This window comes from Paenibacillus sp. 276b, assembly GCF_900107875.1.
Classification (GTDB): domain Bacteria; phylum Bacillota; class Bacilli; order Paenibacillales; family Paenibacillaceae; genus Paenibacillus; species Paenibacillus marchantiae.
The window spans coordinates 813,041-826,449 of the sequence record NZ_FNRR01000002.1; the positions used below are offsets into that span (position 1 = coordinate 813,041).

At 44.2% G+C, this 13,409-nt stretch carries 18 protein-coding genes; 16 read left to right on the forward strand and 2 right to left on the reverse strand.

Annotated features, from left to right (window positions below):
* Positions 1–98 precede the first annotated feature (98 nt).
* From BLV50_RS14715 to BLV50_RS14735, 6 genes are all read left to right on the forward strand, one after another.
* Complete coding sequence (locus BLV50_RS14715) at positions 99–596, forward strand: PH domain-containing protein (protein WP_063564113.1); 498 nt, start codon at positions 99–101, stop codon at positions 594–596.
* Complete coding sequence (locus BLV50_RS14720; protein WP_090808503.1) at positions 593–2,128, forward strand: PH domain-containing protein; 1,536 nt, start codon at positions 593–595, stop codon at positions 2,126–2,128. Before BLV50_RS14715 ends, BLV50_RS14720 begins: the two co-directional genes overlap by 4 nt.
* Positions 2,129–2,225: 97 nt before the next feature.
* Positions 2,226–3,005, forward strand: coding sequence for a Cof-type HAD-IIB family hydrolase (locus BLV50_RS14725; protein WP_090808505.1), 780 nt, complete (start codon positions 2,226–2,228; stop codon positions 3,003–3,005).
* A gap of 103 nt (positions 3,006–3,108) precedes the next feature.
* Complete coding sequence (locus BLV50_RS32480) at positions 3,109–3,279, forward strand: YHYH domain-containing protein (protein WP_094030628.1); 171 nt, start codon at positions 3,109–3,111, stop codon at positions 3,277–3,279.
* Positions 3,280–3,566: 287 nt separating this feature from the next.
* Complete coding sequence (locus BLV50_RS14730) at positions 3,567–4,229, forward strand: HAD family hydrolase (RefSeq protein ID WP_090808507.1); 663 nt, start codon at positions 3,567–3,569, stop codon at positions 4,227–4,229.
* 66 nt (positions 4,230–4,295) lie between these two features.
* Positions 4,296–4,814, forward strand: coding sequence for an NUDIX domain-containing protein (locus BLV50_RS14735; RefSeq protein ID WP_256337959.1), 519 nt, complete (start codon positions 4,296–4,298; stop codon positions 4,812–4,814).
* Between the two features lie 242 nt (positions 4,815–5,056).
* On the opposite strand, the gene BLV50_RS14740 is transcribed toward BLV50_RS14735, so the two are convergent.
* Positions 5,057–6,214 (reverse strand): glycosyltransferase family 4 protein, encoded by a 1,158-nt coding sequence (locus BLV50_RS14740; RefSeq protein ID WP_090808511.1) that lies wholly within the window; start codon positions 6,212–6,214, stop codon positions 5,057–5,059.
* 244 nt (positions 6,215–6,458) lie between these two features.
* Between BLV50_RS14740 and BLV50_RS14745 the strand changes: the two genes are divergently transcribed.
* From BLV50_RS14745 to BLV50_RS14755, 3 genes are read left to right on the forward strand one after another with little or no spacing between them, the layout of a single operon-like run.
* The gene (locus BLV50_RS14745; protein WP_090808513.1) at positions 6,459–7,034 is read left to right on the forward strand and encodes a DMP19 family protein; all 576 of its coding nucleotides are present in this window, start codon (positions 6,459–6,461) and stop codon (positions 7,032–7,034) included.
* Positions 7,035–7,053: 19 nt separating this feature from the next.
* Positions 7,054–7,590: an AAA family ATPase gene (locus tag BLV50_RS14750; protein WP_090808515.1), complete on the forward strand. Its 537-nt coding sequence runs from the start codon at positions 7,054–7,056 to the stop codon at positions 7,588–7,590.
* Between the two features lie 12 nt (positions 7,591–7,602).
* A complete protein-coding gene (locus tag BLV50_RS14755; RefSeq protein ID WP_076290010.1) occupies positions 7,603–7,893 on the forward strand; it encodes a hypothetical protein in 291 nt (96 codons plus the stop codon).
* Between the two features lie 102 nt (positions 7,894–7,995).
* Here the strand turns inward: BLV50_RS14755 and BLV50_RS14760 are convergent, their stop codons facing one another.
* Positions 7,996–8,769: a sporulation protein gene (locus BLV50_RS14760; RefSeq protein ID WP_090808517.1), complete on the reverse strand. Its 774-nt coding sequence runs from the start codon at positions 8,767–8,769 to the stop codon at positions 7,996–7,998.
* A gap of 224 nt (positions 8,770–8,993) precedes the next feature.
* Between BLV50_RS14760 and BLV50_RS14765 the strand changes: the two genes are divergently transcribed.
* The 7 genes from BLV50_RS14765 to BLV50_RS14795 all read left to right on the forward strand — a co-directional run bounded on the left by BLV50_RS14765 (position 8,994) and on the right by BLV50_RS14795 (position 13,366).
* Positions 8,994–9,665 carry a class I SAM-dependent methyltransferase gene (locus tag BLV50_RS14765; protein WP_256336665.1) on the forward strand — a complete coding sequence of 224 codons (672 nt, stop codon included), beginning with the start codon at positions 8,994–8,996 and terminating at the stop codon, positions 9,663–9,665.
* A gap of 57 nt (positions 9,666–9,722) precedes the next feature.
* Complete coding sequence (locus BLV50_RS14770; RefSeq protein WP_090808521.1) at positions 9,723–10,163, forward strand: cupin domain-containing protein; 441 nt, start codon at positions 9,723–9,725, stop codon at positions 10,161–10,163.
* A gap of 20 nt (positions 10,164–10,183) precedes the next feature.
* Positions 10,184–10,726: a hypothetical protein gene (locus BLV50_RS14775; RefSeq protein ID WP_090808523.1), complete on the forward strand. Its 543-nt coding sequence runs from the start codon at positions 10,184–10,186 to the stop codon at positions 10,724–10,726.
* Positions 10,726–11,265 carry a GNAT family N-acetyltransferase gene (locus BLV50_RS14780; protein WP_090808525.1) on the forward strand — a complete coding sequence of 180 codons (540 nt, stop codon included), beginning with the start codon at positions 10,726–10,728 and terminating at the stop codon, positions 11,263–11,265. The genes BLV50_RS14775 and BLV50_RS14780 overlap by 1 nt, the downstream gene beginning before the upstream one ends.
* A gap of 47 nt (positions 11,266–11,312) precedes the next feature.
* Positions 11,313–11,837, forward strand: coding sequence for a YfiT family bacillithiol transferase (locus BLV50_RS14785; protein WP_090808527.1), 525 nt, complete (start codon positions 11,313–11,315; stop codon positions 11,835–11,837).
* A 36-nt stretch (positions 11,838–11,873) separates the two neighbouring features.
* Positions 11,874–12,380 carry a GNAT family N-acetyltransferase gene (locus tag BLV50_RS14790; RefSeq protein ID WP_090808529.1) on the forward strand — a complete coding sequence of 169 codons (507 nt, stop codon included), beginning with the start codon at positions 11,874–11,876 and terminating at the stop codon, positions 12,378–12,380.
* A gap of 266 nt (positions 12,381–12,646) precedes the next feature.
* On the forward strand, positions 12,647–13,366 hold the full coding sequence (locus BLV50_RS14795) for a class I SAM-dependent methyltransferase (RefSeq protein ID WP_090808531.1): 720 nt from the start codon (positions 12,647–12,649) through the stop codon (positions 13,364–13,366).
* Positions 13,367–13,409: the final 43 nt, after the last annotated feature.

The following is a 13,409-nucleotide window of genomic DNA, read 5'->3' on the forward strand; positions in this document are numbered from 1 at the left end:
ACGACCTGTACTGAACAGGGGTCATCTCTTTTACTAAGTCAATCTTTCTGCATCGATAGAGGACTATTCTTCGTACAGTAAGAAAAAGGAGTGAAGATATGCAGTACATACAGAGTACACCCGAGCAACGTTTATCGCCGGATGCCATAACCATATGGAGAATCAGTGCGATTATATCGAACGGAATAGGGTTGATTGTGCTTGCAGCACTGCTGATTCTGGATTCCGTCTTTGGATGGAGGGCGTGGATTGGTTGGTTGCTGTGGGGAGTGACTGCCATATCAGTGCTGTATGCGGTGTGGGAGGTTTTTATCCGGCCTTCATTGTTATACAAGCATTGGTATTACGATGCGAATGAGGAGTTCTTGCAATTGAAACACGGCGCTTTGAAAAAGGTACATCAGATCGTTCCCATGGCCAAAGTACAATCCGTCACGACGAACCAGGGTCCTCTTTTGAGAAAATATGGCCTATATTCTGTATCGGTTGGCACGATGGGTTCATCTCATACGATCCCGGCGCTGCCAGAGGAAGTGGCGCTTGAACTGCGTAATCAGATTGCGTCCTATGCAAGGATTAATGAGGTGGATGAATGAACGAGATGAAAAGACAACACCCGTTAGCCATGCTCTGGAGTTTGTGGAAACTGGTGAAAAATTCTTTTGCATTTATCGTTTTTTTATTTATTCTCCGTCATGGCTCGGCGTCCACGTGGATTATGTATGGCAGAATCGTCTTCTATGTGGCTATCGCGGTTAGTGTGATAAGCATCATCTGGAGTTGGTTTACACTACGTTATACCGCAGATGATAAGGCTTTTCAGATCTACAGTGGGGTGTTCAATCGCACAAGAAGAACGATACCCTATACCAAAATTCAGAACGTGAACCGGCATACGTCGCTGTTTCATCGTTTGTTCCGAGTCACATCCATTCGTTTTGAGACGGGCATCAAGGGAGAAGATTCTACTTTTCAGTTGCAAGTCGTTTCACTTACGGAATCGGATAGGCTTGAAAAGGTTGTAGCAGGGCATATATCGGAAGCGAATGTCGTCAGTGATGCTGTAGAACCAAATGAAGAACACGTGACACCACTTGAACACGTAACACTGGAAGAAGATATTCAACTACCTGTAAAAGAAGAGCTTGAACGGATTGTCCATTACAAGTCCACTCGAAAAGATATATTCAAAGCTTCGTTTACGTCACTTAGCTTTCTGGTACTTATTCCGATTCTGGGATCGCTCTATTCGTCGGTGAAAGATTTCTTTCCCGATGAAAAAGTGACGGAGAGCATCCTATTAACGTGGCTGGATACATGGTGGATTACCGCATTGATCATCACAGGACTTATTGCTGTTTCCATTATGCTAGGTATTGTCAGAACCTTTGTGAAGTATGGTGATTTCCAAATCTCCTCTGATCGCAAACGTATCTACATTACGAAGGGTATGTTGGAACAGACCGCATTTTCGATCCTGAAAGAGCGAGTACAGGCGGTGAAAATCACACAGTCTCCGATGAAAAGACTGCTAGGATTGGCAGAAGTGGAACTGACGACAGCAGGTAGTGTGGGAGAATCCGAACAGGAAGTTAACTCGCTCTATCCTTTTCTGCCTGTGAAGCAAGCTTACGATATGATCTCGGAGATTTTGCCATCCTATCAGGTTACGCAGGAGATGCAAAAGCTTCCACGAAAATCATTATGGCTGCGCATGCTGACACCAAGCTGGGTGTGGATCATTGCAACAGGGTTACTGTTTTATTTCAAACCGCCGATTCTGGGACAGAATCAGGCATGGTGGATGATTTCCGCTATTCTGTTACTGTGGATTGTCATATGCAGAATAATTGATTTTCTCCATACACGATACGTCCTGAATCAGAACTTTATCCAATTGCGAACGGGTGCATTAACCTCAACACTATACATCTCCAAGCGAGAGAAAGTCATTGAGGTACAGATCACCCGGAATCTGCTGCAACGCTGGTTTGGAGTTGCTTCGATTCAAACCGTGAATCGTGCCAAACCTGTTCTGCATCATACGCTAAACGATATACCGCTTGAAGCCGTAGAGTCGTTTCAGCTGTGGTATATGGAGCGGAGCCAGAACGTCCAGACCCGTTAATGTAAAGGCAAGTGCAGGAAGACTACTAAGTTAACTGCGCACTTGCCTTTTGTATTGAAGGTGGATGCTCAATTAATATAGTTTAGGAGGTGTTCCTTTGATTAAAATCGTATTTATGGACGTGGACGGTACGTTACTCAGTGAGAAGGATCGAAGTCTCTCTCCAAGTACAGAGGAGTCGATTAGACAATTGGTTCGTAGGGGCATACAGGTCGTGCTGGTCACTGGCAGACCGTACAATTTATGCAGAGATTTCAAGAAACTCGGGATTAATACCATAATTTCGGCTAACGGGGCATTGATCAAGAACGGTGAAGAAGTGATACATAAGTCGGTGCTTTCTGAACGAGTGGTAAGAGAATTCAGTGAATTTGCCAAGCTGAACGGCAGCAGTATATCTTATTTTACAGAGTCATTCGAGATGAATGGTTTATGCCCAACGGATGTACGTGTCACCGATGCATTGAGAGATACGCTCGGTCTGATGGAGTACCCCTTGAGCATCAGTTCTTTGGAACAGGAAGTGTATTGCATTTGCTTATATGCCGATCAAGACGAAGTGGAGAAATTCCAATCCAGATTCCCTGCATTAAAATTCGTGAGGTTTCATCCTTACGTGTCTAACGTACTGGAAGAGAACGAAGTATCCAAATCGATAGCGGCAGGAAAAGTGCTCGCCCACCTGAAAATATCGAAAGAGGAAGCAATGGCTTTTGGCGATGGTGAAAATGATATTGATTTGCTAGAGTATGTGGGACTTGGCATTGCGATGGGAAACGGAGGAGAACGCGTCAAACAAAGTGCCGACTATGTCACACTGCGAGCAAGTGAGGATGGCATCACACATGCGTTGAGGAAGTTTAAAATTATAGAATAAGCAAATTTTGGAGTAATAAGGATATCCTAATTATGGGTTTTCATGTAGAATGATGGAGGATGAATTAAGCCCTATAGCATAGGGTGTGATCGAAGGGTGACTTATGAAAAAGGTTGTCATTGTAATCTTGTCTTTTGTCGTACTTATTGGTGTATCTTCTTCAGCTTATGCCCATCCAGGTAGACTGGACAAAAATGGTGGACATAATTGTTCCGCGAAATCCAAACAAAAGGGCCTTTGCACAGGCTACCATTATCACAAAAAGAAGAAATGAAATTGAGTTTTACAAGCTAAACCCAGCCCTGGTCTAATCTATGGTTGGGTTTGCATGTTTATAATTCATGGTAGTCGCAGCTAACAGAATACAATAAACATTACGTTAGAGGTGAGTAGTATTATGGGGTTTATTGGGATCATTTGTGTAATTATTATGACGGTCACACTCATCAGTATAGAAAGTAATACGAAACGGTTAATTCAAGAGCAGGCCGAAACCAATCGGAAACTGGAGCAACTATTAAGGAAAGAACGTTTTTAAGACCAGACAGGAGGAGTATGACGATGGATCATATTAAAGCAATTATTTTTGATCTAGACAATACAATTCTCAACAGAACAAGTACCTTTGAAGGCTTCAGCCAGAGCTTGATCAACACTTATTTTGCCCATCTTGAGACTACGGATGATATTTTTAAACGAATTATTGAGCTGGATGAGGATGGTTACAAGGACAAGGATGTCTTGTTCAACGAGCTGCTCCATGAATTACCTTGGGCTGAGAATCCACCTCACGCAGAGCTTATGGAGTTCTATGGCAGAGAGTATGTGAGAAGTGCTGTTCTGATGGAGCAGGCGAGAGAAGTGGTTCAGCATCTAAGAGGAAAATATAAAACAGGTTTAATCACCAATGGTAAAACTGAGATTCAGTACGGAAAAATTGATCAACTCGGCATCCGGGATGATTTTGATCATATTATCGTTTCAGAAGAGGCTGGAGTCAAAAAGCCCGATCCTCGTATTTTCAAATTGGCATTGGATCATTTCAACCTCTCTCCTGAGCAGTGTATCTACATTGGAGATCATCCCGTCAATGATGTTGAAGGAGCGGCAAAAGTAGGCATGAGCACGATCTGGATAAAGGTCAATCAGCCTTGGCAGGACAGCATTACAACCAAACCATTACATTCTATTGAGCATCTTGGTGAATTAAAAGGCCTGCTCTAAGGGGAGACCTTCAGATTAGATTCAAGCAACACAACATTACATAACAGAACAGTGAGGTAGGTGCACATGGAGATCAGACAAATGGCTACCGCATTTTTGAGTAATGGCAACGACATGTTAATGATGAAGAAGGCAGGCAGCAGGCTGTTCGATTTTGAGTTCTGGGGTGGTATTGGCGGGCATCTGGAGCACAGCGAGCTTAACTCACCAATGACCGCCAGTTACCGGGAGATTGAAGAAGAGACGGGGTTCAAGCAAGCGGAAATTGAAAATTTCCGTCTTCGATATGTTTTGATGCAGTATAGCGACGGTGAAGTTCGGCAGCAGTTTGTATATTTTGGTGAGACGACACATCGAGCCTTTATTCCATCAGATGAAGGGGATTTATTTTGGGTTCCTTTGGATGAACTGCTGGATTTACATACATCCATTCTGATTAAAGCTGCGATCCGGCACTTTTTGCAGAATCAGGAGACCGACGAGATATGGATCGGTAATGTCCTAAAGGGGGAAGGGGCAGCGGCTAGTCCCAGGGTAGAATGGAGTATTATGCAAGACACGATATCCTTTGAACCCGTTGTGTAATGTTAGACGTCTTGACCGGGAAAGGGACCTATCTCTGATCGAAAAAGCCATACGTTTAAACGTATGTAGGCAACTGTTATAAAGAGCGAGGATATTAACCATCCCCGCTCTTTTTTAATACCTCGTATTGAATATAAATTCTCTCTTTGGAAGGATGATGGATATGAATATCCAAACTTCAATAGGTGGGTCTTGGAGCAGCAGTGATCATCCATTATTCAATTCGGTTTATTTAATGAAAATCAAGCTGTGATGATTCGATCTTTCGTGCGTCTTCTCCGATTCTCAATGGCTTCCTCATAATCTCTGACCAACCTGTCAAAAATGTGATCCCACGAACGCTGTTCAGCAAGTTTCCGGCCTTCAAGACCCATATTCCTCAGTTGATCCATATGATCTCCCCAGAGGCATATCTCCCGAATCAATGCATCCGCATGGCCTGGCTTGAACAGAACACCGCTTCGATGATGTGTGACCAAGTCTTTTACACCGCCACCATTCGCAGCGAGAACCGGCAATCCCGAAGCCATCGCTTCCAGCACCACATTGCCAAATGTTTCTGTTGAGGAAGGAAACACAAAGATATCTGCCGAAGCATACATAGCAGCAAGCTCTTTACCATGCAGATACCCTGTAAAGGTGACATTGGGTGGGGATTGCATACGCATTTTGGGGAGCAATGGTCCATCGCCTACAATGATCCAGTGTACACGGGCTTGCATATGTTCTGGCAACTGCTGCATGGCAAGTGTGAGGGTAGCGATATCTTTTTCCGGGGCAATTCGTCCAACGTAGAGTAGAATTAGAGGAGCCGTTATGTTGTAGCGAGTACGCATATCGGAACTTCGTTTATCAGGCGAATACAGGCTGCAATCGATCCCGCGGGACCATAACTTCAGACGTTGAATACCTTTTGATTGCAATGAGTTTAAGGTCTCCTGAGACGGTGTCAATGTTGCATCACAGGCCCGGTGGAACCATTGGATATACTTCCAGTAAAGAGGAATGACACTTTTCAACTTGTAGTATTCGAGGTACCGATCGAAGTGAGTATGGTAGGAGATGACATGTGGAAGCTGATACTTGAGCGCATATCTGAGACCAAAAAGACCCATATTGAACGGAGTGGCGATATGCAGCAGATCTGGCTGAAAGGTATTTAGCTCTCGATGGATGGATGCTCGATTAGGTAAGGCGATACGACATTCCGGATAGAGGAAAAAGGGGATGTTGGTAACCGAACGGACCGGAGCGGCATCATTGCCTTCAATAACAGACTGCGGTGTGAATAACAGATGCTCAATGCCTTTGCGGTTCAAGTGATTACTCAAGCGGTGCAGCGTACCGGCAACACCATTGGTTTCCGGAACATAGGTGTCAGTGAACAAGGCCAGGCGCATCATAACCCCTCCCAAGACTCTTGATGACAAGATCATAACAGCGGATCATTTTCCAAAGGTCAAGTGAAGGTTAACTTTATCCGTATTTCGTGTAAAGTGTGTGGGGAATTGAATTGGTGCAAACGTACAGCGGATAAACTTATATAATAAATTCTGCTATGATGTATAGGCGTTTCGTTTTAGTGGACCCGTGTGAAATCATTCGTCCCACTTATATATAGAGATAGATACAGGAGGCAGAGAGATGAACAAATTACAGGAAGAATTGCAGCAATTATTACCTTTGGATCAGTTTGACAGCATGTCGGGTGAGGAAGTGGTGGGGAGTGTTGCCATGGATCTGTATCGCGCGGAATTTGCGACCATTCGGGAGTGTGGACCTGAACTTCCACAGGTATTGCGAGATACCATCCTGATCATAGATCTGGATACAGAGCTATCCATGAGCGGCATTACTGGTTTTCTTGAAAATTTGAGTGGGCGTTTTCTGGGTGAAACGACGGAAGCGATGCAGCGCATAGGCAATGATGCTGATGCAGAGATTCTGAAGAACATCCAGCATATGTTATCCGAAAGTGGTGTAACACCTGAGCAGTTAAGAGAAAATGTGAATGCACTCTCCGAACAGGATGTAACGACGACCCTGAATACGCATGGACAGCAGATCCATGAGGTTTTGCAACGGGTTGAGCTGGAAGCGGGTAATTTAAGCATGCAATCGGATAATGAAGAGGTATTTGAACTCCTTTATCAATATGTGGATACGAACAAAGATCGCCTGAAACAGGAGTTGGAGCACCTCTTGTCTAATTCAATCTGACACGCAGGAGGACTTCACTATGATTGTGATGATTAATGGGGCATTTGGCTCGGGTAAAACCTCTGCTGCAACCAAGCTGCAGCCGTTAATTCCGAACAGCATGATCTACGATCCAGAAGAGATTGGATACATGTTAAGAAACGTGATTGTGGATGACGTCCGAATGGATGTGGAGAAAACGGACGATTTTCAGGATATGGAGCTGTGGAAAGTCCTTACCGTGAAAGTCGCCCGTGAAATCAGGCAGAAGTATAACAAACATCTGATTGTTCCAATGACCATCTACAAGTCAGAGCAGTTCAGTTACATCCATCGAGGTCTGAAAGAGATAGATACTGACCTTTTTCATTTTACCCTAATGACATCCATGGAAACATTACATGAGAGATTGTTGAAGCGCGGGGATAAGCCTGATGGATGGACTTTTCAACAAGCGGTTAAGTGTGTCGAAGCATTCCATGGATCACGCTTTGAAGAGTACATTCAGACGGATGGGCAAACGACAGATGATGTAGTGAATTTTATAACTTCCAAAGTGTTGTCAAACCGTAAATGAGGAGGCAAAATGATGAGTATCAACAAACGATTAGGTGTGGAATCCCTGTTGGTAACTTTGCTTTTCACACTGGGTTTTATGGCTTGGAATGTCGTTCAAGGAATGTTAATGACGCTGAATCATACACCTGAAATGATGCACACCGATTCATCCGTTATGATGTTGCAGTCCAAGGTTGACTTTGGCTCCATTGCCCGTTGGGATACTACTTCCATTCTGATCGCTGCCGTTGGATTTCTCTTGCTTGCTGCTGCATACTATGGACTTCGATCGGGGATACAGCGCTGGACACAGCGTTCCTGAGGTGAGCTTTTTAATAAAAGAAAAGCATAGCCAAAAAACAGTTCTATACCAATGAAGTTGGTAGGAGAACTGTTTTTTGTTTTTGGATCTATTTTTAATAGATCATAGATGCTTGGAGATGACTTCTTCCAGACCTTGGGCAACCGAATCCGCACCCCGTGCAAGGTGTCTCTCGTAGAGATGCAGTCGGACAAAGCTCTCATCCGTCCCCATCGCCTCCGAGAAAATGCCACCGAGTCCACGTGCGCGGCGGTCGATCTGAAGCAACAGTTCAAGTGAATCTCCCATCGGGTAGAACAGTACTTCCAGCTCATCCAAATAACCACGGAACTTGCTCGTTGGCACGAATTCAAATTCCTGTACAAATGGAAGATTGCCACCAAGCTTTGGAGCATAGTCATTGGTCACTTCACGCAGCTTGAAACCAAGGAGATCAATCGCATCAAGCACAGTATTCATATCTTTTGTAGGAACTACATGGAGTCTGTCCCGGTCTGAGGGGTCCATGGCGCTTGAGATATCGAGGCCCGTTTCAACCCATACCTCTGCACGATGCAGTGTAATTGGGAGATTTTCAGGTAGATCAAAGGAGAAGGATTTCTCCAGTTTGGCGCCAGGCTGTAAAATAAAACCTTCTGTAAGCAAGTATTTGGCTACAACGGCAGTTTCATTTACTTTTCGATCATTGTGCTCCCGTATGTAATGGGTTTTGATCGTAAGGTAGATTCGGTCTACATTCTGTTCCACGTCTCCACCCTCGATGTAGACGATCCCAGAGATGATTCCTCCAGGCGTAACCTCAGGTGTATGTAATTCTGTATTTACTTTGGCTGCTCCAACACCTACACTGGCTAACATTTTCTTAAAAAAAGACATTCATTCAACCTCCACATCCTATTGGTTTATCCAAGTGGCAAAATACGACTTCGAGCATAATACGGCGCCTACGAGAGAAGCGTTTCAAATTTTAACAAGCACAAGATGAGGATAGATAAAACTCTTAAGTGAGAAAAAAGTTAACCTATGGACAGGAAAATCGACTTGTCTGTGTCGAATGTTGTTTAATATGGGATTTTCTTCTGGGGGGATATCTATTGGGGATGGAATGGTATGACATGATCGGACAACGTAACGGAGGATACAAGGGCAGATCGGTATTTACATGGGAGGGCAATTCCGCAGAAGATGTATATGAAGCGCGCTTAATGCAGTTGCTGCCTCAGTATAAATCTGTGCTTGATGCAGGTTGTGGTCATGGGGAATTCACATTAAAAATGTCGGCCTATACCGATCATATTACGGGTTTTGACAACTCGAAGGAGCTACTGCGTATCGCTCAGGCTGGGCTTGTGGCCAGTGACGTTGGCAATGTTGAATTTGTCTTCGCTACAACCAAAACAGAGTTGCCCTTCCAAGACGAACAGTTCGACCTGATCTATGACCGCAGAGGACCTACGTCGATAATTGAACATAGGAGATTGTTGCGAAAGGGTGGCGTTATCTTTGGCATTCATACCGATGTAATCAAGGTACGAGAAAGGCTGCATACAAATCAGTATGAAAACATTGAAATTGAGGAATTCAATGAGGCCCTAATGGTCTTCCCTGATGAAAAAGAGTTCGCTATTTTTCTTTCCGATATCCCTGGCAACCCGGATTACACACAGCCTGAGTACCATGAGCAGCTTCAAGTTAAGCTGAAGGGAATTCAGATTGAGGGGAGACTTGCTGTGCGTGAGCACAAATATATCTGGAAGGCCGTAAGGCGTTAAAGAAAGATTATAAAATATGAATGCCTGACTTCGTATTTCAGATCTGGAGGTTGTGTTTTGGATAGAGAAACTTTAGAACAAAATTTAGGACCAGATAATGTGAATACCAGCTTCGAGCAGATGGCTAACGGGGAACGGAAATACAAAATGGTTTCAGAGGATGGCAGTTATTATTGCAGAACGATAGCTTCATCTCAGGGAGCGTGGCAAAATAGCCATTTTCATAACCATATAATCGAGTTCTATGTTGTGCAGTCTGGTTGGATCGCTTATGCAAATTTTACGAATGATCAGACGCTTGAAATGAGAGTTATGGGCGAAGGAAATCACGTCATTGTGCAACCAGGAGTACACCATAATTTATATATGTCAGCTAATAGCGTTATCCATACGATTAAATATGGTTTGAATACAGATAGTGATTGGTCTGCTTCTCCGGAACTGGACAGCGTTACACAGAGGCTAATGGAGAGAGAATTACTTCAGACTTACGGTTAATCAGCTTGGGGGTTGAATACATGCGAAAAAGTACGATATTTTGGCTAACAGGCATTGCGATTATTATTGTAGCAGCTTACATTGTATATAATAATCTGGCTCCAAGCATTACAGCGCAGGATGTTAACATGAAGGGCACGATTCGGCAGACAGCTACGGATGAATACGAGGTGCAATTAGCCATTACACGCACAAAAGAAGATAAAGGTCAGCACACTATATATCCCCTTGTAGCTGGCTGGGGTTCAATATCTTTTGATGACAAACAGGACAACCGATTTATTCGACCTACTTCCGTCGGCAGCACAGGTGCAATGGAAGAGATTCTTCGTCAAGTGTTACAGAGGCAATCATCAACAGCGATTACTGAATTTGCAGGGTTCTCCATACCTGATGCGGTGGGCACGTACAAGGTGCGTTTTACCATTCATCCTTTGGGTGATGAGGCAGAACTGATTCGGCAACCGATGATCTATTATGTTCATCAGGAAAAATTACTGGGCAAAGACCTGAGCTGGGTCTCAGGAGAGCCTCTGGAGATCATTAAGGAGTATGCAGAGTGATGCTAATCTATCAATGGAATGAGATTACGGTACGTTTACTGGATGAAAAAGATGAGCAGTTCCTTGTTCAATGGTTGTCTGACCCAGTAGTGCTTCAATATTACGAAGGCCGTGATCAGCCGCATGATCTGAATTTGGTCAGAGAGCACTTTTATAGACAAGAGGATACGGCAAATCGTTGTATGGTTGAACACGAAGGTAAACCGATCGGCTATATCCAGTTCTATGAACTGGAGGAGGAAGAACGGAATGAGTATGGTTATGGAGACACCGATGAAATCATCTATGGAACAGATCAGTTTATTGGAGAAGCTGATTACTGGAACCGCGGTATTGGTACACAACTAGTAAAATCCATGTTGGGCTATCTAGTCAACGAAAAGCAAGCTCGGAAAGTGGTCATGGACCCGCAATCATGGAACGAACGAGCCATATCCTGTTACGAGAAGTGTGGTCTCAGGAAGGTCAGACTGTTACCAGAACATGAGCTGCACGAAGGACAGATGAGAGACTGCTGGCTGATGGAGTATGCCCCATAGGTAGTGCGCCGTGCTATATAAACCATTTAACCAAGGAGGAATGATCGATGGATTTGAGATACCCGATTGGATCATTTGAACATACAGGCGAGGTTACACCAGAGCAGCGGAAGCAATGGATTCAGGATATTGCCAACTTGCCGGAGCATGCCCGCGAAGCGGTCAAAGGACTGAGTGAAGAACAATTGAGATTACCCTACCGGGAAGGTGGCTGGATGCTCAAACAGGTCATACACCATATGGCAGATAGCCATATGAATAGCATGGTTCGTTTCAAGCTGGCACTGACAGAGGATAACCCTAAGATAAGACCATATTACGAGGAACGATGGGCTGAATTGAGTGATTCGCGGGAGCTGGATGTCGAGTTTTCCCTGCAAATCCTGGATGCGCTGCATCGACGTTGGGTAGCGCTACTGAACACATTAACAGATGCAGACTATGCCAAAACCTTTTATCACCCCGCTTCCAAAGAAACGACCAGACTGGACTACAATTTGGGCGTATATGCATGGCATGGCAGACACCACGTTGCCCATATAACGTCGCTTAGAAGCAGGTTGGGAATCTAGTGGTGAAATAAATAACTTATTAAGGAGATTATATCGATGAATATACATATCAGACTATTAAATGAAGGCGATCCGGTCGTAATTTCGCAGGCGTTTCAGGAACAGGGTTGGGCGAAATCGGCGGAGCAGTACATTCAATATCTTGCAGAGCAGCAGAATGGTGAGCGGGTGACTTTGATAGCGGAATTGGATGGAGCTTTTGCCGGTTACGCGAATGTATTGTGGAATTCGTATTACCCTTCGTTCAGGGAACAGGGTATTCCGGAAATTAATGATTTCAATGTGCTGATCAAGTATCAGCGTCAGGGAATTGGATCACGTTTGATGGACCGGGCAGAAGAAGTCATTCATGAGCGAACCGAAACTGCCGGGATTGGTGTCGGGGTGTTCTCCGATTATGGCAAAGCTCAAATTCTGTATGCCCGTCGTGGATATATACCAGATGGACAGGGCATTCACAAGCATGATCGTTATCTAAAATGGGGCGATGAAACGATCATCGACGACGATGTAGTGCTCTATTTAACGAAGAAGTTAAGCTGATCGAATCCTGAATAAAAAGGATTATAACGCTGTTGAGAGGACAGGGAATTACTTTCTTCTAAACAGCGTTTTTTTACATATAATCAGACTGTTTTCGGCTCGAATCTTACAAGAAAAATAGAGTTAAATTGGGTGGGAATGTTATAATAGAGGGTAGTTGATTTAGCGTAGAAACCGTGATGGAGCGGGCGATTTAAAGGGGAAGAGATCGATACATAAGAGGGAATGTGCAGGATGTTTGTATGAATTCGAGGAGGAATGTGTTTATGGAGAAGACAATTAAAAGTGTCCAGGATCTATATGACATGCTTGACGCAGAATTCAGATCAGCGAAGCAATTTTGGGAACCTTTTTACGAGGATAGGGACCGGCCGATTCCCTTTTTTTCAAACAAACCGGATGAAAATTTGGTAGCACATGTGAACTCAGGAATATTACCTGGGGGCAACGCATTGGAGCTCGGTTGTGGCCCGGGAAGAAATGCAATATATCTAACACGTCAGGGTTATAAAGTAGATGCTTATGATCTTTCAGAGACAGCCATTGCCTGGGCCAAGGAAAGAGCTGTGGAGGAACAGCTTGAAGTGAATTTTGAATGCAAATCAGCATTTGAACTCACGCCACAGGAAGAGTACGATCTGGTCTATGATTCGGGCTGTCTTCACCATCTGCTGCCACATCAGCGAATTCCCTACATACAGATGATTCAGAACGGACTTAAACCTGGAGGGTATTTTGGAATGACATGCTTTGCTCCAGGATTTGGCGGTCAAGGTGGACCGGAGAGCGTTATGGACGATTGGGAAGTATACCGTGAGAAGTCGATGAAAGGTGGTCTGGCTTTTACGGAAGAAAAGCTTCGCTATTTGCTGGAAGATCCTTTTGAATGCGTGGAGCTGCGACCGATGAAGGCGATGGATCAGGATGAAGATTGTTTTGGCTTGCCCATCCTATGGGTGACATTGTGGAGAAAACCAAACGTGTAGTCATAGACGAAGGGTCATAGATTTGACGTGTTTAACCAATATT

What these genes read in the sequence shown, in the direction of transcription:
- BLV50_RS14775 (WP_090808523.1), top strand. Translation starts at nt 10,184, where the DNA reads ATGCGAAAAAGTACGATATTTTGGCTAACAGGCATTGCGATTATTATT.
- BLV50_RS14720 (WP_090808503.1), top strand. Translation starts at nt 593, where the DNA reads ATGAACGAGATGAAAAGACAACACCCGTTAGCCATGCTCTGGAGTTTG.
- BLV50_RS14790 (WP_090808529.1), top strand. Translation starts at nt 11,874, where the DNA reads ATGAATATACATATCAGACTATTAAATGAAGGCGATCCGGTCGTAATT.
- BLV50_RS14760 (WP_090808517.1), bottom strand. Translation starts at nt 8,769, where the DNA reads ATGTCTTTTTTTAAGAAAATGTTAGCCAGTGTAGGTGTTGGAGCAGCC.
- BLV50_RS14715 (WP_063564113.1), top strand. Translation starts at nt 99, where the DNA reads ATGCAGTACATACAGAGTACACCCGAGCAACGTTTATCGCCGGATGCC.
- BLV50_RS14785 (WP_090808527.1), top strand. Translation starts at nt 11,313, where the DNA reads ATGGATTTGAGATACCCGATTGGATCATTTGAACATACAGGCGAGGTT.
- BLV50_RS14750 (WP_090808515.1), top strand. Translation starts at nt 7,054, where the DNA reads ATGATTGTGATGATTAATGGGGCATTTGGCTCGGGTAAAACCTCTGCT.
- BLV50_RS14740 (WP_090808511.1), bottom strand. Translation starts at nt 6,214, where the DNA reads ATGCGCCTGGCCTTGTTCACTGACACCTATGTTCCGGAAACCAATGGT.
- BLV50_RS14755 (WP_076290010.1), top strand. Translation starts at nt 7,603, where the DNA reads ATGAGTATCAACAAACGATTAGGTGTGGAATCCCTGTTGGTAACTTTG.
- BLV50_RS14730 (WP_090808507.1), top strand. Translation starts at nt 3,567, where the DNA reads ATGGATCATATTAAAGCAATTATTTTTGATCTAGACAATACAATTCTC.
- BLV50_RS14735 (WP_256337959.1), top strand. Translation starts at nt 4,296, where the DNA reads ATGGAGATCAGACAAATGGCTACCGCATTTTTGAGTAATGGCAACGAC.
- BLV50_RS14765 (WP_256336665.1), top strand. Translation starts at nt 8,994, where the DNA reads ATGGAATGGTATGACATGATCGGACAACGTAACGGAGGATACAAGGGC.
- BLV50_RS14780 (WP_090808525.1), top strand. Translation starts at nt 10,726, where the DNA reads ATGCTAATCTATCAATGGAATGAGATTACGGTACGTTTACTGGATGAA.
- BLV50_RS14795 (WP_090808531.1), top strand. Translation starts at nt 12,647, where the DNA reads ATGGAGAAGACAATTAAAAGTGTCCAGGATCTATATGACATGCTTGAC.
- BLV50_RS14745 (WP_090808513.1), top strand. Translation starts at nt 6,459, where the DNA reads ATGAACAAATTACAGGAAGAATTGCAGCAATTATTACCTTTGGATCAG.
- BLV50_RS32480 (WP_094030628.1), top strand. Translation starts at nt 3,109, where the DNA reads ATGAAAAAGGTTGTCATTGTAATCTTGTCTTTTGTCGTACTTATTGGT.